This window comes from Curtobacterium sp. L6-1 (assembly GCF_018885305.1).
GTDB classification, from domain to species: Bacteria; Actinomycetota; Actinomycetes; order Actinomycetales; family Microbacteriaceae; genus Curtobacterium; species Curtobacterium aetherium.
In genome coordinates this window covers 106,642-132,381 of record NZ_CP076544.1, presented here as the reverse complement: position 1 = coordinate 132,381, position 25,740 = coordinate 106,642, and the positions used below count along the sequence as shown (strand labels likewise).

Annotated in this window: 21 protein-coding genes; 9 read left to right on the top strand and 12 right to left on the bottom strand. The window is 73.5% G+C overall.

The window, feature by feature from the left end; genetic code table 11:
• Nucleotides 1–3 precede the first annotated feature (3 nt).
• Nucleotides 4–978: a zinc-binding dehydrogenase gene (locus KM842_RS00615; RefSeq protein ID WP_216261923.1), complete on the top strand. Its 975-nt coding sequence runs from the start codon at nt 4–6 to the stop codon at nt 976–978.
• A gap of 98 nt (nt 979–1,076) precedes the next feature.
• On the opposite strand, the gene KM842_RS00610 is transcribed toward KM842_RS00615, so the two are convergent.
• Nucleotides 1,077–2,537 (bottom strand): sugar porter family MFS transporter, encoded by a 1,461-nt coding sequence (locus tag KM842_RS00610; protein ID WP_216259991.1) that lies wholly within the window; start codon nt 2,535–2,537, stop codon nt 1,077–1,079.
• 201 nt (nt 2,538–2,738) lie between these two features.
• Here KM842_RS00610 and KM842_RS00605 point away from each other — a divergent pair, with 201 nt between their 5' ends.
• A complete protein-coding gene (locus tag KM842_RS00605; RefSeq protein ID WP_216259989.1) occupies nt 2,739–3,707 on the top strand; it encodes a LysM domain-containing protein in 969 nt (322 codons plus the stop codon).
• A 90-nt stretch (nt 3,708–3,797) separates the two neighbouring features.
• Here the strand turns inward: KM842_RS00605 and KM842_RS00600 are convergent, their stop codons facing one another.
• The 7 genes from KM842_RS00600 to hisD form a co-directional block, all read right to left on the bottom strand.
• Nucleotides 3,798–4,307 (bottom strand): hypothetical protein, encoded by a 510-nt coding sequence (locus KM842_RS00600; RefSeq protein ID WP_216259987.1) that lies wholly within the window; start codon nt 4,305–4,307, stop codon nt 3,798–3,800.
• Between the two features lie 223 nt (nt 4,308–4,530).
• A complete protein-coding gene (locus tag KM842_RS00595) occupies nt 4,531–6,240 on the bottom strand; it encodes a glycoside hydrolase family 13 protein (RefSeq protein ID WP_216259984.1) in 1,710 nt (569 codons plus the stop codon).
• Nucleotides 6,237–7,085 carry a nitrilase-related carbon-nitrogen hydrolase gene (locus KM842_RS00590; protein ID WP_216259982.1) on the bottom strand — a complete coding sequence of 283 codons (849 nt, stop codon included), beginning with the start codon at nt 7,083–7,085 and terminating at the stop codon, nt 6,237–6,239. Before KM842_RS00590 ends, KM842_RS00595 begins: the two co-directional genes overlap by 4 nt.
• Nucleotides 7,082–7,882, bottom strand: coding sequence for a carbohydrate ABC transporter permease (locus KM842_RS00585; RefSeq protein ID WP_216259980.1), 801 nt, complete (start codon nt 7,880–7,882; stop codon nt 7,082–7,084). Before KM842_RS00585 ends, KM842_RS00590 begins: the two co-directional genes overlap by 4 nt.
• The gene (locus tag KM842_RS00580; RefSeq protein ID WP_216259978.1) at nt 7,879–8,817 is read right to left on the bottom strand and encodes a carbohydrate ABC transporter permease; all 939 of its coding nucleotides are present in this window, start codon (nt 8,815–8,817) and stop codon (nt 7,879–7,881) included. The genes KM842_RS00585 and KM842_RS00580 overlap by 4 nt, the downstream gene beginning before the upstream one ends.
• Nucleotide 8,818: 1 nt before the next feature.
• The gene (locus KM842_RS00575) at nt 8,819–10,150 is read right to left on the bottom strand and encodes an ABC transporter substrate-binding protein (RefSeq protein ID WP_216259976.1); all 1,332 of its coding nucleotides are present in this window, start codon (nt 10,148–10,150) and stop codon (nt 8,819–8,821) included.
• A gap of 2 nt (nt 10,151–10,152) precedes the next feature.
• A complete protein-coding gene (gene hisD / locus KM842_RS00570) occupies nt 10,153–11,538 on the bottom strand; it encodes a histidinol dehydrogenase (RefSeq protein ID WP_216259974.1) in 1,386 nt (461 codons plus the stop codon).
• A 36-nt stretch (nt 11,539–11,574) separates the two neighbouring features.
• On the opposite strand from hisD, the gene KM842_RS00565 reads away from it, so the two are divergent.
• Nucleotides 11,575–12,468 (top strand): LysR family transcriptional regulator, encoded by an 894-nt coding sequence (locus tag KM842_RS00565; protein WP_216259972.1) that lies wholly within the window; start codon nt 11,575–11,577, stop codon nt 12,466–12,468.
• 68 nt (nt 12,469–12,536) lie between these two features.
• Here the strand turns inward: KM842_RS00565 and KM842_RS00560 are convergent, their stop codons facing one another.
• From KM842_RS00560 to KM842_RS00550, 3 genes are read right to left on the bottom strand one after another with little or no spacing between them, the layout of a single operon-like run.
• Nucleotides 12,537–13,499: an NAD-dependent epimerase/dehydratase family protein gene (locus KM842_RS00560; RefSeq protein WP_216259970.1), complete on the bottom strand. Its 963-nt coding sequence runs from the start codon at nt 13,497–13,499 to the stop codon at nt 12,537–12,539.
• Nucleotides 13,496–16,198, bottom strand: coding sequence for an alpha/beta fold hydrolase (locus KM842_RS00555; protein ID WP_253206175.1), 2,703 nt, complete (start codon nt 16,196–16,198; stop codon nt 13,496–13,498). The genes KM842_RS00560 and KM842_RS00555 overlap by 4 nt, the downstream gene beginning before the upstream one ends.
• Entirely contained in the window at nt 16,195–17,268 is a 1,074-nt protein-coding gene (locus tag KM842_RS00550; RefSeq protein WP_216259968.1) for a 3-oxoacyl-ACP synthase III, read from the bottom strand. The genes KM842_RS00555 and KM842_RS00550 overlap by 4 nt, the downstream gene beginning before the upstream one ends.
• A 139-nt stretch (nt 17,269–17,407) precedes the next feature.
• On the opposite strand from KM842_RS00550, the gene KM842_RS00545 reads away from it, so the two are divergent.
• Nucleotides 17,408–18,073 (top strand): class I SAM-dependent methyltransferase, encoded by a 666-nt coding sequence (locus KM842_RS00545; protein WP_216259966.1) that lies wholly within the window; start codon nt 17,408–17,410, stop codon nt 18,071–18,073.
• Nucleotides 18,074–18,222: 149 nt separating this feature from the next.
• Here KM842_RS00545 and pgi read toward each other — a convergent pair whose 3' ends face one another.
• Complete coding sequence (pgi, locus tag KM842_RS00540; RefSeq protein ID WP_216259964.1) at nt 18,223–19,944, bottom strand: glucose-6-phosphate isomerase; 1,722 nt, start codon at nt 19,942–19,944, stop codon at nt 18,223–18,225.
• A gap of 249 nt (nt 19,945–20,193) precedes the next feature.
• Here pgi and KM842_RS00535 point away from each other — a divergent pair, with 249 nt between their 5' ends.
• The 5 genes from KM842_RS00535 to KM842_RS00515 all read left to right on the top strand — a co-directional run bounded on the left by KM842_RS00535 (nt 20,194) and on the right by KM842_RS00515 (nt 25,657).
• Complete coding sequence (locus KM842_RS00535; protein ID WP_216259962.1) at nt 20,194–21,276, top strand: NADH:flavin oxidoreductase/NADH oxidase; 1,083 nt, start codon at nt 20,194–20,196, stop codon at nt 21,274–21,276.
• 140 nt (nt 21,277–21,416) lie between these two features.
• Complete coding sequence (locus KM842_RS00530; RefSeq protein ID WP_216259960.1) at nt 21,417–22,712, top strand: histidine kinase; 1,296 nt, start codon at nt 21,417–21,419, stop codon at nt 22,710–22,712.
• The gene (locus KM842_RS00525) at nt 22,694–23,479 is read left to right on the top strand and encodes a response regulator transcription factor (protein WP_216259958.1); all 786 of its coding nucleotides are present in this window, start codon (nt 22,694–22,696) and stop codon (nt 23,477–23,479) included. Before KM842_RS00530 ends, KM842_RS00525 begins: the two co-directional genes overlap by 19 nt.
• A gap of 214 nt (nt 23,480–23,693) precedes the next feature.
• On the top strand, nt 23,694–24,575 hold the full coding sequence (locus KM842_RS00520) for an ABC transporter ATP-binding protein (RefSeq protein WP_216259956.1): 882 nt from the start codon (nt 23,694–23,696) through the stop codon (nt 24,573–24,575).
• Nucleotides 24,572–25,657 carry an ABC transporter permease gene (locus KM842_RS00515; RefSeq protein ID WP_216259954.1) on the top strand — a complete coding sequence of 362 codons (1,086 nt, stop codon included), beginning with the start codon at nt 24,572–24,574 and terminating at the stop codon, nt 25,655–25,657. Before KM842_RS00520 ends, KM842_RS00515 begins: the two co-directional genes overlap by 4 nt.
• Nucleotides 25,658–25,740: the final 83 nt, after the last annotated feature.

Here is a 25,740-nt window from a genome sequence, read left to right as displayed (position 1 = left end):
ACCATGCGCGCCGTCGTCCACCCCGAGTTCGGCGAGCCCGCCGACGTCCTGACCGTCGAGCAGCGGCCCGTCCCCACCCCGGGCGCCGGCCAGGTGCTCGTCCGCACCGTGCTGTCCCCGATCCACAACCACGACCTGTGGACGATCCGCGGCACGTACGGCTTCAAGCCCGAACTGCCCGCCCAGTCCGGCACCGAGGCGCTCGGCGTCGTCGAGGCCCTCGGCGAGGGCGTGTCGGACCTCACCGTCGGCCAGCGCGTCGCCGGTGGGACGTTCGGCGTCTGGGCCGAGTACTACGTCGCCGACGCGGCCGGGCTCATCCCCGTGCCCGAGGCGATGCCCGACGAGTCCGCCGCCCAGCTCGTCTCGATGCCGTTCAGCGCGATCAGCCTGCTGCACTCGCTCGACCTGCACGAGGGCGACTGGCTCATCCAGAACGCCGCCAACGGTGCGGTCGGCCGCATGGTCGCCCAGCTCGCCGCGGCCCGTGGCGTCAACGTGGTCGGCCTCGTCCGCCGCGCCGAGGGCGTCGAGGAGCTCCGCGCCCAGGGCATCGAGCGGATCGTCGCCACCGACGCGGACGACTGGCAGGACCAGGTCACCGCGATCACCGGTGGCGCGCCGATCGTCGCGGGCGTCGAGTCCGTCGGCGGGAAGGCCGCGGCCGACATCGTCTCGACCCTGGCCGAGAACGGCACGCTCGTCGTCTTCGGCGCCATGGCGTCGCCGACGATGGAGATCCCGTCCGGTGCCGTGATCTTCAAGCAGGTCACGGTCAAGGGCTTCTGGGGCAGCGTCGTCAGCCGCACCATGCCGGCCGAGACGAAGCAGCAGCTGTTCGGCGAGCTCATCACCCGGGTGCTCGACGGCTCGCTGACGCTCCCCGTCTCCGACACCTTCGCGTTCGAGGACGCCCGCGACGCCGTGCGCGCGAGCGACACCGCCGGCCGCGTGGGCAAGGTGCTCCTGCGCCCGTAGGACGCAGCCACAGGACGGACGGGAGGCCCGGTACCAGCTGGTACCGGGCCTCCCGTCCGTCGTGGGTCCGGTCCGACGCGTCGCGGCGCCGGCGTGGCTCAGTGCCCGCGGCGACCCGCCGTCGCGACGGCGCCGACGTCCCCGGTGGTGACGCCCTCCTCGACCTGCTCGAGCGTGCGGCCGCGGCTCTCCGGCACGAAGCGCCAGATGAAGGCCAGGGCGAGCAGTCCGACGACGCCGAAGCCGAAGAACGTCCCGGTGATGCCGGTCGCGGCGACGAGCGAGGGGAAGGACAGGCCGAGGAGCGCGTTGGCGGTCCACAGGCAGAACACCGCGATGCCCATGCCGAGCGCGCGGATCTGCATCGGGAAGATCTCGGACAGGACCACCCACGTGGCGATGTTGAGGAACGTCTGCATCGAACCGACGAACGCGACGACGAGGACCAGGATCACCCAGGGCCGCGCCGGGTTGCCGGCGGGCAGCAGGACGGACGCCGTCCCGATGAGGAAGTGGCAGACCGTCGTCAGCGAGAAGCCGAGGACGAGCGTCGTCCGCCGGTCGATGCGCTCCATGTTCCGGATCGCGACGACGCCGCCGACCACCGCGATGACCCCCGGTGCGATGTTCGCGATGAGGGCCGCCGACGCCTCGAACCCCGACTCGATGAGGACGGTCTGGCCGTAGTACATGATCGAGTTGATGCCGGTGAGCTGCTGGGCGACGCCGAGGCCGGCACCGACGAGCACGATGCGGACGAGCCAGCGGTTCCCGAGCAGCGTGCGCCACCCGCTCTCCCGCGGCTCGTCCGGGGCGACCGTGGTGCTCCGGCGGATGTCCGCGAGCTCGGCCTCCGCACGCTCGTCGGAGCGGACCTGCCGCAGGACCGCGAGCGCCTCGGCGTCACGGCCCTTCGACGCCAACCAGCGCGGGGACTCGGGCACGCGGAGCATGCCGACGAACAGGGCGATCGCGGGCAGGGCGCAGACCGCGAGCATGACCCGCCAGACCCCGTCGCCCTCGCCCCAGAGCGTGCCGATGGCGGCGTTCACGAGGAAGGCCGCCAGCTGCCCGATGACGATCATCAGCTCGTTCCGGCCGGAGAGCGACCCCCGGATCTCGTACGGCGCGAGCTCGGCGAGGAAGACCGGCACGACCGTGGACGCACCGCCGACCGCCAGCCCGAGGAGCACGCGGCCGACGACGATCACGCCGAAGGTCGGCGCGGCGACGCACGCCACCGTCCCGACGAAGAAGAGCACGGCGAGCACCAGGATCGTCTTCCGGCGCCCCCAGCCGTCCGCGATCCGGCCGCCGAGCACCGCACCGAGGGCCGCGCCGAACAGCAGGGAGCTCGTGACGACCCCCTCGGTCACGTTCGTCAGGCCGAGTTCCTGCTTCATCGGGAGGAGGGCACCGTTCACGACGCCCGTGTCGTAGCCGAACAGCAGGCCGCCGAACGTGGCGACCAGCGCGAGCAGTCCGAGCCGGCGGCGGTGCGGGCCGGTGCCCACCGGTGGCAGGGCTGTGGTCGGTGCGGTCGGTCTCGTGTCGACCATGCGGGAGCTCCTTCGTCCGTGATCGCGTGGCGTCGGAGGGGTCCACCACCACGGGCGGACCTCCGGTGGACCGTCTGTGATCATCCCACCCCCGGGGCGCGCCGGCCTCGTCCTGGTCGCTGGGCGCTGCCCGGGCCGACGCCGGACCGCCGTCGTCGGCGGGCACCGGTAGGCTCCCGGGGCGAGGGGAACGAGGGGACCGTGCACCAGGGGAACAGCACCACACGACGAGCCGCAGGGCTGCGGGCAGCACGGCTGCGGGCAGCACGGCTGATCGGGGCCGCCGTGCTCGCGGGCGTCCTCGCGACGACCGCCAGCGGGTGCTCGTTCCTCCGCGGTCCGGACGAACTGCCCGCCCCGAGCCGCAGTGCCGCGTCCGACGACGGTAGCGCCACCCCGGACGCCGATCCGAGCGCGAGCGCCGAGGCCCGCCGCATCGCGGAGTCCGCCTCGCCCCGCACCCCGACCCCGGTGCCGACCGAGGCGGCGGCACCCGACCCGACGGTCTCCCCCATCGCTGTCGGCACCGTGATGAGCGAGGCCGACGTCGTCACGCCGAAGGGCAGCGTCCGGTTCCACTACCGCGTCGTCGTCGGAGACGACGGGTACCCGACCGTGCAGTGGTCGAGCTTCGCGTCGACGCTGCCGGTCCCGGTCGGGGCGACGTTCCTCGAGACCCCGCCCTCGGTGGGCGACGGCCTGTCCTGGCACGGCGTCGGCGACACCCGGCTCGGCGGCGGCCCGGGTGCAGCGGCCCCGGCGGCGACCGACATGGACCCCGGCCGGGTCGACCCGTCCTGGCTCGGTGCGGTCGTCGTCTACTCGGCCGCCGAGTCCGCCGGCCCGGACCTGCCCGTCGAGCTCGGGCCGGACAAGGTGCTCGCGGTGCAGCCGGTGCGCTGGTCGGTCCCCGCCCGGACGACGAACGTGCATCCGGTCGACGGTGGGGCGCGACCGAACGCGACGGGCACGACGAGCGACGACGGCTCGGCGGACGGCTCCCCGACGGCGTACCGGATCGCGTCCGAGGACCTCATCGGCGCGGTCGCGGACCGGCTCGGGCTGTCCGTGAAGGACCTGGTCTGGCTGAACCCGGACGTCACGGTCTACGGGGACCAGCAGTACCTGTACGAGGACACCGTGCTCAACCTGGACCCCTTCCGCCGCTGACCCTGACGGCCGGTCCGGACGTGCGTGGGCCGGGCGGGGTCGAACCGTGCGTCGGGCCGGGCGTGCGCCAGGCTCAGGCGGGGGTCGGGCTCAGGCCGGGGTCGGGTCGTCGTCGCGACCGACCGGTCCGGCGTCGAGCACGTCACCCAGCGCCGACATGCCGGCGCCGTGGTCGGTGTACCGCCGGACGGTGCGACGGGCGGCCGCTCGTGCCGCACCCGCCAGTCGTTCGTTGCGTCGAGCGGCGTCCGCCACACGACCGGCGTGCCCGGCGGTCGAGAGCAGCACGTTGGCGAACGCGCGCGCGTCACCCTGTTCGGGCACGCCCGTGACCGTCCAGGCGCTGCGGATCTGGGCGTCCGGGGTCATCCCGCGACGGGTGCCCATCCGGCGCCAGTCGGACAGCGCACCCTCGGTCCGGTCGGCGGCCCGGTCGGCCTCGGCCGCACGCTCGGCGTCCGCCGACCGACGGCGTTCCGGCGCGGGCGCGGCCGAGGCGGCCTCGGCCCGCTCGCGGGCGGCGCCGTCGTCACCACCGGCGGCGGCGATGCGGGCGGCGTGGGCCGCTGCAGCGGCCGCGAGGATCTCCGAACGGTCCATGCGACGACGGTACCCCGGACGACCGACGTGGTGCGGGCCTCCCGGCGGTACCGACGACCGAGCGGCGGGTGGACAGACCGGCGCACGGGCACGCCGGTGGTCGGGGAGAGCCGGTGGTCGGGCACGTCAGCGAACCGGCAGGCCGGCGCCCTGGGGCGGAGGGACGGGCGACGGCGCGACCGGCGGTGCGCGGCTCCGGGAGGGGTGTCGCAACGCCGCCTGGTCAGGTCGTGCGGGCGGGCTCCGTGGTCAACCAGACCGCAGCATCGACAGCGAGCACCCCGTCCACGAACGCGCCCGGCACCGACTCGACCAGGACGTCCCCGCCGAGGACCGCCTCCCCCGCTGGCAGCCGTACCGGCTCGGAGCCGAGGTTGCCGACGACGGTGACCCGGCCGTTCGACCACGCCAGCACGGCTGCGCTACCGGTGTCGTGCCAGCGCAAGGTCCCGCTGCCGAGGTCGGACCGACGTCGGACGGCGAGCGCCCGCCGGTACATCGCCAGGGTCGAGGTCTCGTCCCCCTCCTGCGCGGCGACGGCGTACCCACCGAAGTCGGCCGGTTGCGGCAACCACGTGTCCGCGGCGGACGAGAACCCGAAGGACGGTCCGTCGGAGGTCCACGGGATCGGGACCCGGCACCCGTCGCGCCCGCGGATCCGGTGGCCGGAGCGCTCCCACATGGGGTCCTGGCGGACGGCGTCGGGCAGCGTGGTGACCTCGGGCAGGCCGAGTTCTTCGCCCTGGTACAGGTAGGCAGAGCCGGGCAGCCCGAGCATGAGCAGCGTGGCGGCCCGGGCACGGCGGAGACCGGTGGCACGGTCCGGCTGCGGGTCGTCCACGCCGACACCGGCCTCGAGCTCGACCGGGCCGTCGTAGCCGAAGCGGCTCGCGTGCCGCATCACGTCGTGGTTGGAGAGCACCCACGTGGTCGGCGCACCGACGGCGTCGTTCGCGGCGATGCTCGTGTCGACGTTCGCCCGGATCGCGGTCGCGTCCCACGGGAGCGACAGGTACGCGAAGTTGAACGCCTGGTGCATCTCGTCCGACCGGACGATCCGTGCCGCCCGCTCCGGCGGCAGCCACGCCTCGGCGCAGAGGATGCGCTGGCCCGCGTACTCGTCCAGGATCCGGCGCCACTCGCGGAAGACGGCGTGGATCCCCTCCTGGTCCCACATCGGCGGCATCACGCCGTCGACCGGCTCCACGACACCGTGTGTGGCGTGCGGCCAGTCCGGGAGGCCCGGGGCCTTGACGATCGCGTCGCACACGTCGACGCGGAACCCGTCCACCCCACGGTCCAGCCAGAACCGCAGCGTCGTCTCGAACTCCCGGTGCACCCGGGGGTCGTCCCAGTTCCAGTCCGGCTGCTCGGGCGCGAAGAGGTGCAGGTACCACTGGCCGGGGGTGCCGTCCGGCTCGGTCACGCGGGTCCAGGCCGGGCCCTCGAACATCGACTGCCAGTCGTTCGGCGGCAGGTCGCCGTGTCCGCCGCGTCCGTCGCGGAAGTGGAACATCCCACGCTCCGGGCTGCCCGGCGCGGCGGCGAGCGCGGCGCGGAAGAGCACGTGCTGGTCCGAGCAGTGGTTCGGGACGAGGTCGGCAATGACCCGCAGTCCCAGGTCGTGGGCCCGCGCGAGCAGGGCGTCCGCGTCGGCGAGCGTGCCGTACCGCGGGTCGACTTCCCGGTAGTCGGCTACGTCGTAGCCGCCGTCGGCCTGCGGGGACGGGTAGAACGGCGACAGCCAGACGGCGTCGGCGCCGAGGGCGGCGACGTGGTCCAGCCGCGCCGTGATGCCGGCCAGGTCACCGGTCCCGTCACCGTCGAGGTCGGCGAAGGACCGCGGGTAGACCTGGTAGATGACGGCGGTGCGCCACCACTCGGTCGGGTCGGCTTCGATCGCGTCGGCGTCGGTCACGTCGGGGGTGGTCATGCGGTCGGCACCTTCCGGTCGTAGAGCTCGGGGCGGCGGTCCCCGATCCAGTCGTTGTGCGGGCTCGTGGACTTGTCGCGGGCGAGGGCCGGGAAGACGTCGACGGTGATCGCGGTCGCTCCGGCTCCGACCTCGGTCTCGGCGGCGACCCAGCCGAACTGGTCGACGATCACGCTCGCCTCGTTCCAGTCCTGGCCGCGTTCGGTGCCCGCGCGGTCGCAGCACGCGATGAACACGCCGTTGGTCCGTGCAGCCGCCTGCGCGGCGATCACCTCGGCGACGCGGTCACGCTCCGGGTGGTCCCCGACCGGCCAGTTCGTCGGGACGGCGATGAGGTCCGCTCCCGCGAGCGCGAGCATGCGGGGCATCTCCGGGAACTCCATGTCGTAGCAGACGAGCACGCCGATGCGGCCGTGCGCGGTGTCGACAACGGGAGGCGCGGCGTCCCCCGGCGTGAACACCAGCGTCTCGCGGTCCCACAGGTGCGTCTTCCGGTAGACGGTCCGGACACCCGTCCGGTCCACGACCGCGACGCTGTTGCGCAGGAGGCGACCGTCCCGCTCGCAGAAGCCCACCACGACGACCGTGTCCGTCCCGTCGAGCGCACCGGCGACCCGGGCGAAGAGCGGGTCGTCCGCCGTGACCGCGACGGTCGCTGCCTCGTCGGCGTCCCGGAAGACGTAGCCGGTCGTGGCGAGCTCCGGCAGGACGAGCACGTCGACCCGGTCTGCGACGGCCTGCTCGACCGCGGCGAGGATGCTCCTGCCGTTGCCCTCGAGGTCGCCGAGCACCGGGGCGAGCTGGTCGCACCGGATCCGGGCCACGCCGGTCCCGCCGGCCGTCACTTGACCGCGCCTTCCGTCAGCCCGGTGATGAGTCGGCGCTGGAGCAGGACGTAGGCGACGACGATCGGTAGCGCGACGAGCACGGCGGCTGCGGCGGTGACGTCGGGCTGGGCACCGCGCTGGGCGCCGGAGAAGAACGACAGCGACAGCGGTGCCGTCTGGACGGCCTCGTTCTGCGGCACGAGCACGAGCGCGAGCAGGAACTCGTTCCACGTGAACAGGAACAGGATCGTCGCGAGCGTCGCCACGGCCGGCAGCGCGACGGGTGTCAGCACGCTGCGGAGGATCCGGAAGCGGGACGCACCGTCGATGCGCGCCGCCTCGAGCAGCTCACCCGGCACGGAGGCGAAGAACGACCGCATCCAGAACACCCCGAGCGGCACCGACAGACCGATCTGCGGCAGGATGAGCGCCCAGTACGTGTCCACGAGGCCCCAGCCGGCGAGCATCTGGTAGAGCGGCAGCACGGTGACCTCGTACGGCAGGACGAGCCCGACGAGCAGGAGGCCGAGGAGCAGCCGGCCGCCGGGCACCCGCATGTGGGCGAGGGCGTACCCGGCCAGGCAGGCGATCGTCGCGGTCACGACGACGACCGTGATCGCGACGACGGCACTCGAGACGAGTGCGGACGCGAACCCGCCCTGCGTCCAGGCGTCGACGTAGTTGTCGAACCCGACTCCGCCGTCGTCCCCGCTCAGCGAGGTGACGATCACCGACGCGAGGGGGAACACCGCGACGAGCGCGGCGACGACGAGCACGGCGTGGGTGACGAGGGTCTCGCTGTGGGCGACCTTCACGACGCTGCTCCCTTCCGCTCGCGGAGGGCGAGCTGCACGACGGCGACGACGGCGAGGATGAGCACCGTCAGGACCACAGCGAGGGCGGACGCTTGTCCGAGTGCCCGGTCCTGGAACGCGTCCTGGTAGACGAAGACGCTCGGCACGGTGGTCGAGGTCCCGGGCCCACCGCGCGTGGTGTTCCAGATCAGGTCGAAGTTCCGCAGCGCGAACGTGATGGTCAGGATGAGCGCGATGGAGATCTGCGGGCGCAGGGCCGGCAGCGTGATCGACGTGAACTCCCGGAACGCCCCGGCGCCGTCGAGACGAGCCGCCTCGTACAGCGACCGGTCGATCGTCGCGATACCGGCCAGGAAGAGCACCATGCACAGGCCGTACTCGACCCAGGTGCCGATGAGCCCGATGGACGGCAGGGCGGTGCCGAAGTCCCCGAGCCAGCTCCGGGCGAGACCGCCCAGCCCGACTGCCCGGAGGAAGTCGTTGACGGGACCGTCCTCGGCGAGCAACCCGCGCCAGGCCACGGCGACCACGACGCTCGACAGGATCTGCGGCAGGAACAGCACCGCCCGGAAGACGGTCAGGCCGTGGATGCGGATCCGCGACATCGCCCCGGCGAGCAGCAGGCCGACGAGGACGGGCAGCGCGGCGTAGAAGAACAGCAGGACGAGCGAGTGCCCGAGCGCCTGGCGGAGGTCGGCGTCCGCGAACACGGCCGCGTAGTTCGACAGCCCGGCCGGGGTGGCGACGCTGATGCCGTCCCAGTCGTAGAACGAGATGCGCACCGACTGGACGATCGGCACCACCACGAACACGACGAAGAACGCCAGCGCCGGTGCGACGTACAGGAGCGAACTCCAGCTGACACGGGTGGCGGCCGGCCGACGTCGGCGTGACGTCGCCCGGTCGGTCCCGCGCTCGGCGAGCGTGGCCGCCATGTCAGCCGTGCGCCTTCGCCCAGGTCTGCTGGACCGCCTCGGTGAACTCGGACGGCGTCGTCCGACCGGCCATCACCTCCTGCAGCGCTCCGCCCATCTCCGTGAGCATGTCCGTGGTGCTCCAGTCGTAGTACCCGACCTGGGTGCCCGCAGCGATGGTGTCCTTGAGCGCGGTCAGGGTCTGCTCCTGGAGCGGGTCCTCCGAACTGACGCCGTCCGTGACGACGGGCAGTCGACCGGTGTCGAGGATCCACTGGCCGACCTCGGGGCTGTGCATCATCCCGAGAAACGCGATGGCGGCATCCTGGTGCTCGGACTTCGTGCTGATGTGCCACGGGGACGCGGTCGCGCCGACGCCGCCGGACGTCAACGGGGCGAACCCGAAGGAGTCCGAGTCGAGCGAGGCGCCGTTCCACGAGCCGCCGACGAAGAACACGCCCTTGCCGTCGGCGAACCGGGCGATGGCGTCCTCGTTGCTCAGCCCGTCGTAGCCGGACCCGAAGTACCCCTTCTCGGCCCAGTCGCGCATGGTCTGAGCGGCTTCCTCGTTGCCCTTCGTCGCGAAGGTCGAGCCCGACTTCCCACCGATCCAGGCGGCGATCGACGACGGGTCCTGCTTCGTCGCGGCGATGTCCGAGAAGACGTGGGTGGCGGCGTACTGGTCGGAGTTGCCGAGCATGATCGGCTGCTCGCCCGCGGCCTTCGCCGTCGCGAGGTCCTGCTCGAGGTCGTCGATCGACGTCGGCGGTTCGAGCCCGAGTTCGTCGAGCTTCTGCTCGTCGTAGTAGATGCCCTGCACCTCGCTGATCACGGACATGCCGTAGAGCGTGCCCGAGCCGAATGCGGTGCCGTCGTCGTTCCATCGCGCGGGCCCGAGCGTCGAGGCCCCGGTACCCGTCGACCACCCGTACACCTTCGCCACGTCGTCCAGCGGCCGGACCAGGTCGCCCTTGACCAGTGCCCCGTCGACCGCGTAGCCGATGTTGCCCTGGAAGAGGTCCGGGGCGTTCGCCGAGTTGGCGGCGTTCACGACGGTCGCGATGAGGTCGTCGAAGCTCTTGTACGTGATCCGCACGTCGACGTCCGGGTAGGCCTTCTCGTAGGCCGGGACGAGCCTCTCCATGAGCGGCTTCTCGGCGACGTCTGCCCACATCGTCAAGGTCGTGTCACCGTCGATGTCCGACGCGGCGACCTTCTTCGTGATCTCGGGCTGGTCGACCTGCCCGACGGGCCCTCCGGAGCCGGGGGCCGAGCACCCGGTGAGGGCGACGACGAGGCCGATGACGGGCACCGTGGCGAGGAGACCTCGACGGCGTGCGGCTGGTGTGGTCATGGTCACTTCCGGGTCGTGTGGTCGGGTTCGGGGGTGGTGGAGCGCGTGAGCCGCTCGGTCCGCAGGGTGGCGGTGGCACGGTGCGCGGACATGCCCTCGCTCGCCGAGATGACGTCGACGGCGTCCGCCAGCTCGGGGGTGGCCTCGCGGGCGATGTGCTGGTACGTGAGCGGCTTGAGGAACCGGGACACCGACAGGCCGGAGCTGTGCTTCGCGCCACCCGCGGTGGGGAGGGTGTGGTTCGTGCCCGCCATGCCCTTGTCGGAGTAGGCCACGGTGCTCCACGTGCCGATGAACAGCGAGCCGTAGTTCGTGAGGCGGTCGTGGTACCAGGCGTCGTCGGCGGTCTGCACCTCGAGGTGTTCCGGGGCGTACTCGTCCATGACCGCGGCGGCGGACTCGCGGTCCCCGACGAGCACGACCGAGCCGTGGTCGCGCCAGGCGGGTCCGCAGATCTCGTTCGTGGACAGGGTCGGCAGCTGCCGCTCGACCTCCGCGATGACAGCCTCGCCGAGGGTGCGGGAGGTGGTGACGAGCGCCGCCGGCGAGTTCGGGCCGTGCTCCGCCTGACCGAGCAGGTCGGCGGCCACGAGCTCCGGGTCGGCGGTCTCGTCCGCGATCACGGCGACCTCGGACGGCCCGGCCAGCAGGTCGATGGCGACGGCACCGAACAGCTGGCGCTTCGCCTCGGCGACGAAGGCGTTCCCGGCACCGACGATCATGTCGACGGGTGCCGCACCGAGCAGGCCGAACGCCATGGCCGCGAGGGCCTGGACGCCACCGACGACGAACAGCCGGTCGACGCCGGACACGTACGCCGCGTACGCGACGGCCGCGTTCACGCCGCCGTCGGGCTGCGGCGGGGTGCAGGCCACGACGGTCGGGACACCCGCGGCCTTCGCGACGCCGACGCTCATGAACGCGCTCGCCGTGAGCGGGAAGCGCCCGGCCGGCAGGTACGCGCCGACACTGCCGACCGGGACGTAGCGCTGTCCCACGGTGAGCCCGGGGACGAGTTCTGCGGAGAAGTCGACGAGGTGCTCGCGCTGCAGGCGGGCGAACTGCTGCGTGCGTGCGGCACCGAGCTCGATGGCCGCGCGGAGCTCCGGGGTGAGCCGGTCGCCCGTCGCGGCGAGTTCCGCGGCGCTCAGCTCGACGACCTCGGCGTGGTCGAGCTCGCGGGCGTACCGCTGGACGGCCTCGAAGCCGTCGCGCTGGATCTCGGCGAGCATCCCGGCGACCCGTTCGGCGACGGCGGGGTCGCGCTGGGCCTCGGGAGCGTCCACGGCCGGGGCCTTCAGGAACGAGAACCGGTCGGCGTTGTCCGCCACGAAACGAGGGCTGAGCTTCATGAAGACGACCCTGCCCGCGACGAACGGCAAGGACAAGGTCAGATGATCCACGATCACCCATAGGGTTCCCCTGTGACTCTGACCCAGCTACGGGCATTCCTCGTCATCACGACGGCGGGCTCGTTCTCCGCTGCCGCCGTTCAACTCGGCATGGCGCAGCCGTCCGTGTCGGAGCTGGTCCGACGGCTCGAGGAGTCCTACGGTGTGCGGTTGTTCACCCGCGGTGGTCGCCGCCTCGTGTTGACGAGTGCCGGCGAAGCGCTCCTCCCCCACGCGCGCCGGGCGGTCGAGGCAGCCGACGACGCCGACCGGACGCTCCGGGACCTCACGAGCCTCCAGGGCGGTGTCGCCACCTTCGGTCTCCTGCGCAATGCGAACTACTACTTCCTGTCCCGCCTGCTCGAACGGTTCCACTCCCGCTACCCGGATGTCCGGCTCCGCGTGATCGGCCTGAACTCGGTCGAGGTCGCCGACGCCGTCACCGCCGGGGACCTCGAAGCCGGGCTCGTCGTCCTGCCGATCGACGCCGACGGGCTCGAGGTGACGCCGCTCCGCCGCGACGACGTCCTCTACGCCTCGGCGGACCCGGCGCGGACCGCGCGACCGGCGACGATCGAGGGCCTCGCGGCCGCGGACCTCATCCTGTACGACGCCCACTACGGGTGGCGCGATCCGACCCGGCGGCAGCTCGCCGAGCGGGCGCAGTTCGCCGGGGTGACGCTCTCCGCTCGGATCGAGGTCGAGCACGTCGACTCGGCGCTCGACCTCGTCGCACGGGGCGCCGGTGACACGATCGTCTCGCGGGCCGTCGCCGAGGCCCCGACCTTCCCGGCCGGCGTCCACACCGTGCCGTTCGCGGAGCCGCTGTACGACACGATCGCCCTCGTCCGACGGCGAGACGTCCCGCTCTCCCCCGCGACCCGCGAGATCGCACGGCTCGCGCGCCGGATGCTCCTCGAGCGCTGACCCCGGGCGCCGTGCAGAGCGCCGAGTACCCCGAGGAGCGCGACGGGTGACCCGCGCAACGCGACGGCTCAGCGAGCCTCCGCCAGCGCCCGGAACCCCTCGTCGATCGAGACCGTCGGCTCCCACTCCAGGTCCCGCCGCGTGCGACGCTGGTCGAACCAGTGCGCCGTCGACAGCTGCTCCGCCAGGAACCGGGTCATCGGCGGCTCGTCGGTCCCCGGGCGCACCCGCCACACGGACTCGACCGCCGACCCGGCGACCCGCGCGAACCCGGCTGGGACGTGCGTCCGCGGGACCGGCACCCCGGACGCGGTGCAGATGCCCGCCAGCAGCTCGCCGACGGGGCGCGGTTCCCCGTTCGTCACGACGTAGACGTTGCCGTGCACGGCCTCGGCGCGGTGGAGTGCCGCCACCATCGCGGACGCGGCGTTGTCGACGTAGCAGGAGTCGATGAGCGCGGCGCCCGAGTCGAGCAGCGGCAGGCGGCCGTGTCGGGCGCGGTCGACGATGCGGCCGACGAGCTGTTCGTCGCCGGGACCCCAGACGAGGTGCGGCCGGACGGCGACGACCGCGAAGCCGGGTGCGTCGGCCGCGAGGGCGAGCAGTTCGGCGGCGGCCTTCGTCCGGGCGTAGTCGCCGTGCACGGCGTCCGGCGCGGCGGGCGCCGCGCCGCCGCCGGCGATGGACGTCCCGGTGTGGGCGACCGACGGCGACGAGACGAACACGACGCGTGCGACCCCGGCTGCGCGTGCGGCCGCGAGCAGGTCCCGCGTGCCGTCGACGTTGACGCGCTCGAAGTCCGCAGGGTCGCCGGCGAGCGACACCTTGGCGGCCAGGTGCACGACGGCCTCGACCCCCACGACCGCGGTCCGGATCGCGTCCGGGTCCGTCATGGTGCCGAGGACGTCCTCGACCCCGTCGACCCCGGACGGCCGACGCTGGAACGTGCGCACGTCGTGCCCGGCGTCACGGACGGCTGCGGCGACCGCGCGGCCGAGGAAGCCGCTCGCGCCGGTGACCAGGACCTTCACGGTCGGGCCATCCGCCCGCCGGACAGCACCGACGAGGCCCAGCGCGACAGCCGTGCGCGGTCGACCTTGGAGTTGTGGCGGATGTCGGTGGGCAGCACCGGGACGACCAGGACGGCGGCGATCGGGACCCCGGCCGCGGCCCGGACGGCCTCGGTGACCGCGGCGTCGGCGAGGCCCGGTCGGCGGGCAGCGGGGACGGTCTCGACGACCGCAACCACCTGCTGGGTGCCCGACGGACCGACGCCGACGACACCGGCGCGGCCGACGCCGTCGACCTGCTCGATGCGCTGCTCCGGACCGACGGGCGTGACGACCCCGGACGGTGCGGTGACGACGTGCTGCATGCGGCCCTCGACCCAGAGCTGCCCCGTGGCGTCGAGGTGGCCGACGTCGCCGGTGCGGTGCCCCCGCGGGTCGTCGACGCCCAGGCGCGAGGCCCGGTCGGTCCGCCACAGCCGGTCGTAGTGGTCCCGCACGTGCGGCGCCGCGACGACGATCTCGCCGGTGACGTCCGGGTCGTCGGTGAGCGCACCGGTCGCCAGGCCGTCGCGGTCGAGCGGGGCGATGCGCACGCGCACGGAGGCGGCGGGTCGGCCGACGCAGATGCCCGACGACGAGGACGACGCGGCGGCGCGGACGCCCTCCAGGTCGACGTCGGTCATGAGCAGGCCCTCGGTCATGCCGTAGGGCGAGTGCGCGGTGGCGTTCGGCATGAGCTCGGTCGCGGCGGTCAGCAGCGCGGCCGGCACGGGAGCGCCCGCAGACAGGAACAGCCGCACGTGCCCGAGGGCCGCGCGGTCGTCGTCGGTCAGCGCGGACGCCGTCGCGACGACGTTCGCCAGCGCGGCCGGTGAGAGGAACACCACGGTCGCGTCCGCGGCGGCGACGGCGTCGGCGACCGCACGTGCCGTCAGCGTCCGGGGCGCGGTGACGTCCATGTCGGGTGCGACGGAGCGGGCGCCGAGGGCGGGTCCGAGGAGGGCGAAGGGGGCGAACCCGGCGACGAGGCCGGTGCCGACGCCGACGTCGTACTGCCCGGCGAGGGCGTCCCGGACCGCGCCGAGCTGGCCGTGCGTGTACACGACGCCCTTCGCGGGGCCGGTGGAGCCGGAGGTGAACAGGACGGCGGCCGGGGCGTCGGACGCGGGGGCGTCCGGCAGCACGGCACCGGCAGCCAGGCGAGCGGCTCCCCGTCGTGCGACCGCGGCGAGCGTGTGCTCGACGCGCAGTGCCGCGCGCAGCGGGGTCGGCAGCGCCAGGGTGGCGATCCGGCGTCCGGGCCAGCCGAGGGCGCGCGCGGCGGCGAGGCCGGGCAGAGCGCCGATGATCCAGTCCGGTTGCGCACCGCGGACGGCGCGCGTCAGACCGCCGAGGCCGAGGCCGGCGTCCGCGACGACGACGACCGCACCCACCCGGATGCAGGCGTACAGCGCCGCGGTGAGGTCGGCGCCGGGGGTGACGAGCAGGGACACGCGGTCGCCCGGGCGGACCCCGAGGTCGACAAGCCCGGCGGCGACCTCGTCGATCCGACGGGCGAGCAGCCGCCAGGTGATGGTGCGGGGGCCGCCGGCGGCGGCCATCTCGACGAGCGCCGCGCCGTCGCTGTCGCGCAGCTCCGTCAGGTGCGCCCAGAGCGGACGACCGGCGTCGGCGTCTGCGTCTACGTCTGCCGGGAGGCGCGACCCGGCCGGGGCGGGCACGGTGCCGTCCGGCAGGTGGTCGCCCAGCCAGTCGAGGACGGTCCCCGCCACGTCGGCGTCGTCCGGCAGCAGGTGACCGGCTCCCTCGAACCGGTGCACGTCCGCCTGCGGGAGGCGCTCGGCGAGGTCGTCGAGGTAGCGCTCGAGGAACACGGGGTCCCGCGGCCCCCAGAGCAGCAGCGCCGGGACGTCGAGCGCCGCGACCCCCGCGGCTATGCGGTCGAGTTCGGGCGCGCTCGGGTGGGCGGCGTCGACGGGGATGTCCGCGACGAAGCCGCCGACGCCCCCACGCCGGGCAGCACCGCGGTAGGGCGCGCGGTAGGCGTCCGCGGTCGCCCGGTCGAGCCGGGGGTGCGCGATCGCGAGCGTCGTCTCGAGGAACGCCGGCGTCACGACCGTCGCCCGGCCGAGCAGCTGCGGTCGGAGCGCGAGCCGCAGCGGGGCCGGGATCGGCGCGTCGTCGGGCTGGTGCACGGCGGTGTTGCAGGTCGTCACGGCGACCACGAGGTCCGGGTGGTCGACCGCCCAGCCGAGCGAGACGACCCCGCCCCAGTCGTGCCCGAGCGTGACGACGGGGCCGGCGAGCCCGAGGACGTCGGTCAGGTCACCGAGTTCGGCGACGCGGTCGGCCAGCAGGTGGTCCTGGCCGGTGCGCTCCGAGAACCCCATGCCGAGCTGGTCGACGGCGACGACCCGCCAGACCGGACCGCCGGCGGCGGCGACCTCGAGCGAGCGTGCGACGACCGAGCGCCAGAGGTACGACCACGTCGGGTTGCCGTGCACGCACAGCAGGGTGCCGACCGGCCGCAGGCCACGCTCCTCGAGGACCGCGGCCGTGTCGAGGAGGTGCCAGGTGCGCTCGGGGCGGGAGGCGCCTCCCGGCAGCGACACGGCCGGGACCGTGACCAACCGGGACCAGGCCGGGTCGAGCCCGGGCAGGGGCGGCGGGAGCGTCGCCGGGGCCGTGCTCGCGGCGACGCGGGGCAACCGCGAGGTCACCAGCGCAGTTCCATCATCGCCGTGTTGATGCCGGAGCCCACGCCGCCCAGGAACACGCGGTCGCCGGGGCGGATGGACCCACGGGAGACCTCGTCCGCCAGGGTGATCGGGATGGAGGCGGGGCCCACGTTGCCGAAGCGCTCGTACGTCGTCGGGACCTTCTCCCGCGGCACGTTGATCGCGGCCACGAAGGCGTTCGTGTGCACGTCCGAGACCTGGTGGAGCACGTAGCGGTCCATGTCGGTCCAGTCGAAGTGCGCGCGGGCCTCGTTCCAGGCGGCGACGACGAGCTCCATGCCGCCCTTGAGCAGCATCTTCGCGTCCGTGAACATGCCGTCGACGCTGCCGACGCACAGGTCGTACCACTGGGTCGCGGCACGGGTGACGCCGCCGACGATCCGGTGGCCGGTCGGGTGCGCGTCCGCCGGGCCGAGCACGGCGGCGGCGGCACCGGAGCCGAGGGTCAGGCTGGCGAACTCGCTCATGAAGTCCTTGCGGTTCCGGCCGCCCTGGTTGAGCCGGTCGATCGTGTTGAGCTGCACCTGGTCGGCGTCCTCGCCGTCCACGATGAGCGCGTACTTGATCTGGCCGGAGTCGATCATGCCGGCGGCGACGCTCATGGCGTTCACGAAGCCGAGGCACGCGTTCGCGATGTCGAAGTTGATCGCCGACGTGGGCAGACCGAGGCCGTGGTGCAGCCGCACGGCGACCGAGGGCTCGAGGTGCGGGCGGGTCACCGAGGTGTTGATGAGCAGGCCGACCTCTTCCGGCGCGATGCCGGCTGCGGCCATCGCCCGACGACCGGCGTCGATCGCGGCATCCTGGAACGACTGCCCTTCGCCCCAGTTGCGGCGCTCGCGCACACCGGCGACGCGCTCGAGCAGACCCATCGGGAGGCGGAGGCGTCGGAGCACCCCGCGGAGCTTCTCCTCGATGTCCGCGGAGGTGGTCACGCGGTCGGCGACGGTGGTCTCGACGGCGAGGATCGCGGCGTTGCGGAACCGGACCGTGGCGTTGCCGGGTCGCTCCGTCTCGGCGCTCGGGGTGTCCTGCAGAGGCCGCTCGGTCATGACTGTCACTTGCACATACTTCCGTATCGAGGCTGGGTCTCCGTTGCGACTGCGTTGCACGGACCCCGGGAACGTCGTCTCCGTTGCCGATCCGGCAAGCGTACTGGCCGTGGATGTGCGCCGGTGGCATGCTGCGCGGATGACCGCGCATCCCGCTCCCCGATCCGACGCCGAGACCTTCTGGACGGACCGCTACGGCGACTCGCCAATCTGGTCGGGACGCCCCAACGCGTCGCTCGTGGACACGGTGCAGCCGCTCGCGCCGGGTGCCGACACGGACGGCTCCGGCGTCCCCACTGCGCTCGACCTCGGCTCGGGTGAAGGCGGCGACGCCCTCTGGCTGGCGGCGCAGGGCTGGCGGGTGACGGCGGTCGACATCGCGCCGAACGCCCTCGCACGCGGTCGCGCCGAGGCCGAGCGCGTCGGGCTGGGGGCCCGGGTGACGTGGGTGCAGGCGGACCTCGCCGAGTGGGACACCGAGGAGCGCTTCGACCTCGTCGCGGCGTCGTTCCTGCACTCGTCGGTGTCGTTCCCGCGGGCGGCCGTGCTCCGGCGTGCGACGACGTTCGTCGCGCCGGGCGGTCACCTCGTGGTGGTCGGGCACGCGGGATCGCCGTCGTGGGCCTCCGCCGAGGAGCACGTGCACGCCGAGCCCCTGGTCGGGCCCGAGGAGCAGGTCGAGCAGCTCGCGCTCGGGGACGGCTGGACGGTCGAGGTCGCGGAGCTGCGGACCCGACGGATCACCGCGCCTGACGGCTCCCCGGCGACCCTGGACGACAGCGTCGTGCGGGTCCGGCGGGCCTGACCCGCAGGCGGCGGCGCTCCGGCGGGCCTGACCCGCAGGCGGCGGCGCTCCGGCGGCCGCGCAACGGGAGCCGCGCTCCGCACCCCGCAGACGGACGAGGCCCCGTCGCCGGAGCGACGGGGCCTCGTCGAGCGCGAGGTGCGACGGTGTCAGCCGCGCAGCTCGAGGTACTTCGCGATGAGTGCCTTCGTCGAGGAGTCCTGCGCGTCGAGCGCCTCCTGGTCGCCGTCGACCGCCGGGGCGATCTGCAGCGCCAGCTGCTTGCCGAGCTCCACGCCCCACTGGTCGAACGAGTCGATGCCCCAGATCGTGCCTTCGGTGAACACGATGTGCTCGTAGAGGGCGATGAGCTGGCCGAGGACGCTCGGGGTGAGCTCCGGCGCCAGGATCGACGTGCTCGGCTTGTTGCCGGTGAAGGTGCGCGCCGCGACGATCATCTCGTCGGTGGTTCCCTCGGCGCGGACCTCGTCGGCGGTCTTGCCGAACGCCAGCGCCTTCGACTGGGCGAAGAAGTTCGCCAGGAACAGGGCGTGGACGTCCTGACCCGGCTGCACGGCCGCGCCGTCACCGGTCTGGTCGGCCAGCGCGTGCGCGGGCTTCGCGACGGTGATGAAGTCGGCCGGGATCAGGCGCGTGCCCTGGTGGATGAGCTGGTAGAACGCGTGCTGGCCGTTCGTGCCGGGCTCGCCCCAGAAGACCTCGCCCGTGTCGGTGACCACGTCGGAGCCGTCCCAGCGGACGCGCTTGCCGTTCGACTCCATCGTGAGCTGCTGCAGGTAGGCCGGGAAGCGGTGCAGGTACTGCGTGTACGGCAGGACCGCGTGCGTCTGGGCGCCGAGGAAGTTCGTGTACCAGACGTTGAGCAGGCCCATCAGGACGGGCACGTTCCGCTCGAGCGGGGTGGTGCGCATGTGCTCGTCGATCGCGTGGAAGCCGGCGAGGAACTGCTCCCAGTTCTCCTTGCCGACGGCGATGACGACGCTCGTGCCGATGGCGGAGTCGACCGAGTACCGGCCGCCCACCCAGTCCCAGAACCCGAAGGCGTTCTCGGGGTCGATGCCGAACGCGGCGACCTTGTCGAGCGCGGTCGAGACGGCGACGAAGTGCTTCGCGACGGCGTCCTTCTTCTCGTCGTCGCCGGCGTCGGCGAGGCCGAGCCCGGCCCACAGCCACTGCCGGGCGAGGCGCGCGTTCGTCAGCGTCTCGAGGGTCCCGAAGGTCTTCGACGCGACGATGAACAGCGTGGTCTCGGGGTCGAGGTCCGCGGTCTTCTCGTGGATGTCGGCGGGGTCGATGTTCGAGACGAAGCGCGCCTCGAGCCCCTGCTGCACGTACGGCTTGAGGGCTTCGTAGACCATGACCGGACCGAGGTCGGAGCCGCCGATGCCGATGTTGACGACGGTCTCGATGCGCTTGCCGGTGACGCCCGTCCAGGCGCCGGAGCGGACCTGCTCGGCGAAGCCGTAGACCTTGTCGAGGGTGGCGTGCACGTCGGCGTCGACGTCCTGGCCGGCGACGGTCAGCGGCGCGGCGGGCTCGAGGCCCTCGGTCGCCCGCGGCCGGCGGAGCGCGGTGTGCAGGACGGCACGGTCCTCGGTCACGTTGATGCGCTCGCCCGAGATCATCGCCTGGTAGCGCTCGGCGACGCCCGTGTCCTGTGCGACCTGCAGGAGCGCCTGCAGGATCTCCTCGGTCACGAGGCCCTTGGACAGGTCGACGGTGAGGTCCGCGGCCTGGAAGGTGTACTTCTCGGCACGACCGGGGTCGGCGTCGAACCACCCTCGGAGGTCCGGGGAGAAGCCGGCGGCGATGCCGTCGAGCTGCTTCCATCCTGCGGTCGATGTGGGGTCGACGGGTGCGGGTTCGGTCACTTCGGTCCTCCTGGACGCCAGAGCTGGACGGCCCGCAGACCTGGCGCAGCATCGCGTCGCGGGCCGGGTCCGAGCGTAGTGCTGTTCCACCGACCACGCGCACAGACCGACGCCACCCGGACCGCCCCGGCGGTCCGTCGCCCGGGACGCGGCTGGGCGGGGAGTACGACGACAGTCGTACTGTGGACGGGCCTCCCGGCGCACCCCGTCCGCCGGCCGGTCCCCTGCACGACCAACGGAAGGACCCGCGTGACCCACGCACTCTTCGACCCCATCACCCTCCGCGGCCTCGAGATCCGGAACCGCGTGTGGATCCCGCCGATGTGCCAGTACATGGTGGAGGCCCAGGACGGCGTCCCGACGCCGTGGCACCTCGTGCACCTCGGCGGCCTCGCCCGCGGTGGAGCCGGCGCCGTGGTCGTCGAGGCCACCGGCGTCGTCCCCGAGGGCCGCATCAGCCCGCAGGACCTCGGCCTGTGGAACGACGAGCAGCGGGACGCCTTCCGCCCGATCACCGACTTCGTCCACAGCCAGGGCGCGGTCGCGGGCATCCAGCTCGCGCACGCCGGACGCAAGGCCTCGACGAGCCGCGGGTGGGGTCCCTCCGCGGGCGCCGGCACGGTCGGCGCGGACCAGGGCGGCTGGCAGCCGGTCGGCCCGTCGCCGATCGCGTTCCCGGGTCTGGCGACGCCGACCGAGCTCACGGCCGAGGGCATCGCCGAGGTCGTCCGCGCCTTCGCGGCGTCGGCCCGCCGGGCGGTCGACGCCGGGTTCGACCTGCTCGAGCTGCACGGCGCCCACGGGTACCTGCTGCACGAGTTCCTCTCGCCGCTGTCGAACGAGCGCAACGACCAGTACGGCGGCTCGCTCGAGAACCGTGCGCGTGCGCTCCTCGAGACCGTCGACGCCGTCCGTGCCGAGGTCGGCGAGGACGTCCCGCTCGTGGTCCGGCTGTCGGCGACCGACTGGGTCGAGGGCGGCTGGGACCTGCCGGAGACCGAGCAGGTGTCCGCGTGGCTCGGGGAGCACGGCGTCGACCTGGTGTCGGTGTCCACCGGCGGCAACGTCGCGGACGCCGCGATCCCGGTCGGGCCGGGCTACCAGCTGCCCTTCGCGACGGCGATCCGCCAGGCCACCGGGGTGCCGGTCGCCGCGGTGGGGATGATCGACGACCCGTTCCAGGCCGAGCAGATCGTCGCGCTCGGCCAGGCGGACGTGGTCCTCGTCGGCCGCGGTGCCCTGCGCGACCCGAACTTCCCGATCCGGGCGGCGCAGGCGCTCCGCGTCGACCTGCCGTACCGGCCCGCACCGTACGAGCGCGCCTACCGCTGACGCGTCGGCGGTGACGGACGGGAGGCGCGCACCACGCGCCTCCCGTCCGTCACCCTCCACAGGTGACGGTCCACGCGCCGCCGTCCACAGGGTCGGCGGTCGACCGGCGGCGCGGTGCGCCGAGCCGCTACCGTGGTCGCATGACGGGCACGGGGGCGGCCGCCGGGGGCGGACCGACGCAGGAGGACGGCTGGTCGCGGTTGCCGGTGGGGCGACGCGAGCACCGACAGGACGCGGTCCTCGCGCTGGTGCTCGCCGCCGCGCTCGCGGTGTCGATGGTGCTCTACGGCTCGATGGGCCTGTACGACGACCCGGCACCCTGGTGGGTCTGCGTCCTGCTCGTGGTCGCGAACGCCGGGCCGCTGGCCCTCCGACGGCGGTACCCGATGACGGTCGCCGTGGTGGCCGCGCTGGCGTTCGCCGCGACGCAGCTCCTGCGCGTGCCGGAGGGGCTGTTCATCAACTTCACGCTCTTCATCGCGCTGTACACGGTGGGCGCCTGGTGCTCCGACCGCGTCCGGGCCGAGGCCGTGCGGTGGACGGTCATCGTCGGCATGTTCGCGTGGGTGTTCCTGGCGATCGTGTTCCGGTGGTCGGTGCCCGGTGCACTGCCCGACGAGGGCGACACCGTGATCCCGCCGTACATCGCGAACTCGCTGCTGTCGATCATCATCAACCTCGTCTACTTCGGCGCCGCCTGGTGGTCCGGCAACCGGGCGTGGACGGCCGCGGTCGCGCAGCACGAGCTCGCCCAGCGCACCGTCGAGCTCGCGGCGGAACGCGAGCGGTCGGCGGCGCAGGCGGTCGCGCTCGAACGAGTCCGCATCGCCCGCGAGCTGCACGACGTCGTCGCCCACCACGTGTCGCTGATGGGCGTGCAGGCCGGCGCCGCCCGACGGGTGCTCGACCGTGACCCGGCACAGGCGGCGGCGTCCCTGACGGTCGTGGAGGGCAGTGCGCGGACCGCGGTCGAGGAACTCCGCCGGATGCTCGGCACCCTCCGCGACGCCGGCGCCGACGGTCGGGACGCTCCGACGGACGCACCGAGCACCGAGGGCCTGGCGCGGCTGCCCGAGCTGGCGACGGCGGCGAGCACCGCCGGGCACGACACCGGGTTCAGCGTGATCGGCGACGAACGGCCGGTCCCGCCGACGGTCGCCGCGGTGACGTACCGGATCGCGCAGGAAGCCGTGACGAACGTCCTCAAGCACGCCGGTCCCGGCGCCCGTGCCGACCTGCGCCTCCGGTACCTGCCGGATGCGGTGGAGCTCGAGGTGACCGACACCGGGTCGGGGGCACGGGCCTCCCGGTCGGCCGGCTCCGGGCTCGGCCACGTCGGGATGCGGGAACGGGTCGCGGCGGTCGGCGGGCGGATCGAGATCGGGCCGCGGGACCGCGGCGGCTACCTGGTGCGCGCATGGCTGCCGACCACGTGATCCGGGTCGTCCTCGCCGACGACCAGGACCTCGTGCGCGCGGGGTTCCGGGTGATCCTCGAGTCCGAGCCGGGCGTGCGGGTCGTGGCCGAGGCGTCGGACGGTGCCGCAGCGGTGGCGGCGGTCGACGCGCACCGGCCGGACGTCGTCTGTCTCGACGTCCAGATGCCCGGGGTCGACGGGCTCGAGGCAGCGCGGCGCATCACGGCCGCCGACGACCCACCGGCGGTGCTCGTCCTGACGACCTTCGACACCGACGAGTACCTGTTCGACGCGCTGGCCGCCGGGGCGAGCGGGTTCCTGCTGAAGAACGCCTCGCCCGAGAAGCTGATCGAGGCGGTCCGGACCGTCGCCGCCGGGGACGCCCTGCTCGCGCCCGACGTCACGCGGCGGGTGATCAGCCGGGCGACCACCGCCTCGGTGCCGGTGGTCGTCGACGTGCCGGCCGCGGGCCACGCGGACGCCGACGTGGACGCGGATCCGGCGACGAGCACTGCCGGAGCCGGTTCCGGTGCAGGTGCAGGTGCAGGTGCAGGTGCCGCTGGTCCGCCGGAGGTCCGGGTGCCGGGGCTGACCGAGCGCGAGGCCGAGGTGCTGCGGCTGCTCGGCCGCGGCCTGAGCAACGCGGAGATCGCCGGGCTGCTCTTCGTGGGCGAGGCCACCGTGAAGACCCACGTGTCGAACGTCCTGCAGAAGCTCGGGGTGCGCGACCGCATCCAGGCCGTGGTGTGGGCGTACGAGCACGGCGTGGTCCGCTCCGGCGACTGACCGACGCCCGGACCGCGGCGGCCGGGCGGCAGCGGCCGGGCGGCAGCGGCCGGACCGCGGCGGCTGGGCGGCGGCGGCCGGACCGCGGCGGCCCCGCCTCCCCCGTGCGGCGGAGGCCCCGGGTCGCGCGATCCCCGTCCCGGGTGGGAGGCGCCGGTCCCCCGCGCCGCAATACCGTCGGAGTGCAGCGACGGCCGCTGCGGAAGGGGACCCCATGCTCAGCATCGAGGGAGTGACCAAGCACTTCGGTGACCGCCGCGTGCTCGACGACGTCGGCTTCACGGTCGGACGCGGCCGACTGACCGGCTTCGTCGGCGGCAATGGCGCCGGCAAGACGACCACCATGCGCATCATGCTCGGCGTGCTCGACGCCGACAGCGGGACCGTCGCACTCGACGGCACCCGGATCGGCCCGGCCGACCGTCGGCGCTTCGGCTACATGCCCGAGGAGCGCGGGCTGTACCCGAAGATGCCGGTCGCCGAGCAGATCACCTACCTGGCGCGGCTGCACGGTGTCGACCGGCGGACCGCGACGGCCCGCACCGCCGAACTGCTCGAGCGGCTCGAGCTCGGGGCGCACGTCGACGACCCGGTCGAGAAGCTCTCGCTCGGCAACCAGCAGCGGGTGCAGGTCGCAGCGGCCCTCGCCCACCGACCCGAGGTCCTGGTGCTCGACGAACCGTTCTCCGGCCTCGATCCGATGGCGGTCGACACGGTGCTGGGGGTCCTGCGCGAGACCGCAGCCGACGGGGTCCCGGTGCTGTTCTCGAGCCACCAGCTGGACGTCGTCGAGCGGCTCTGCGACGACGTCGTCGTGATCGCCGACGGCCGCATCCGGGCTGCCGGCCCGCAGGACGACCTGCGACGGACGGCCGGCCCACCCGCGTGGGAGATCCTCGTCGCGGACGACGTCGCGTGGCTCCGCGACGAGCCGGGGGTCGTCGTGCGGTCGTTCGACGGCGGCTACGCCCTGTTCGAGGCGGACGAGACGGTCGCGCAGACGGTCCTGCAGCACGCGGTCGCCCGCGGCGGGGTCGGGTCGTTCGGTCGTCGGGTCCCCCGGCTCAGCGAGGTCTTCACGGAGGTCGTCCGATGAGGGGCATCGACAGCAGCACGGTGGACGTGGTCCGGCTCGTCACGGTGCGCGAGGTCCAGGCGCGGTTGCGGAGCAAGGCGTTCGTCGTCTCGGCGGTGATCCTGCTCGTGATGGTCGTCGTCGGCATCGTGGTCGGCGGCATCGTCGGGAAGTCCGCGGCCGACGACACCACGCCCGTCGCCGTGGTGAGCGGGGTGACGCTCCCCTCGTCGGACGGGTTGGACGTCACTACCGCGCCCGACCGGGAGGCCGCGGAGCAGCTCGTGCGCGACGGCGAGGTCGACGCGGCGGTCGTCCCGGACGGCGGGCAGCTCGGGTTCCGCCTCGTCGGCCTGGACAGCGCCCCGACCGACGTCGTGGCGGCGCTGAGCGTCTCGCCCGAGGTCGACCTGCTCGACCCCGACGCGCTGCCGCCCGGGCTCATCTCGCTCGTCGGCATCGCCTTCGGCGTCGTCTTCTTCGCCTCGGCGGTCACGTTCGGGCAGTCCATCGCCCAGAGCGTCGTCGAGGAGAAGTCGACCCGCGTGGTGGAGATCCTGATGGCGGCGATCCCGGCGCGCGCACTGCTGGCGGGCAAGGTGATCGGCAACAGCGTCATGGCCCTCGGGCAGATCGTCGCCATCGCCGTCGCCGCAGCGGTGACGCTCGCGGTGACCGGGCAGGACAACCTGTTCACGCTGCTCGGCCCCAGTGCGCTGTGGTTCGTCGGCTTCTTCGCGATCGGCTTCGTCCTCATCGCGGCCCTGTTCGCGGCCTCGGCGGCGCTCGTGTCCCGGCAGGAGGACGTCGGCAGCGTGACCACCCCGGTGATGATGCTGCTGATGATCCCGTACTTCCTCATCGTGTTCGCCGCGGACGACCCGACGATCCTCGGGATCATGTCCTACGTGCCGTTCAGCGCGCCGATCGGGATGCCGGTGCGCATCTTCCTCGGCACGGCCCAGTGGTGGGAGCCGGTGCTCTCCCTGCTGATCGTCCTGGTCTCGGCCCTCGTCGTCGTGCTCCTCGGCGCCCGTGTCTACGAGAACGCCCTGCTCCGGACCGGCGGTCGCGTGAAGCTCGCCGAGGCCCTGCGCGGCTGAGCGCGGTCACCCGACGGCGGCACCACACGGCGGTTCCCGGACACCGGGATGTCGTGCGGTGCCGCCGTCTGCGATGCTCTGCG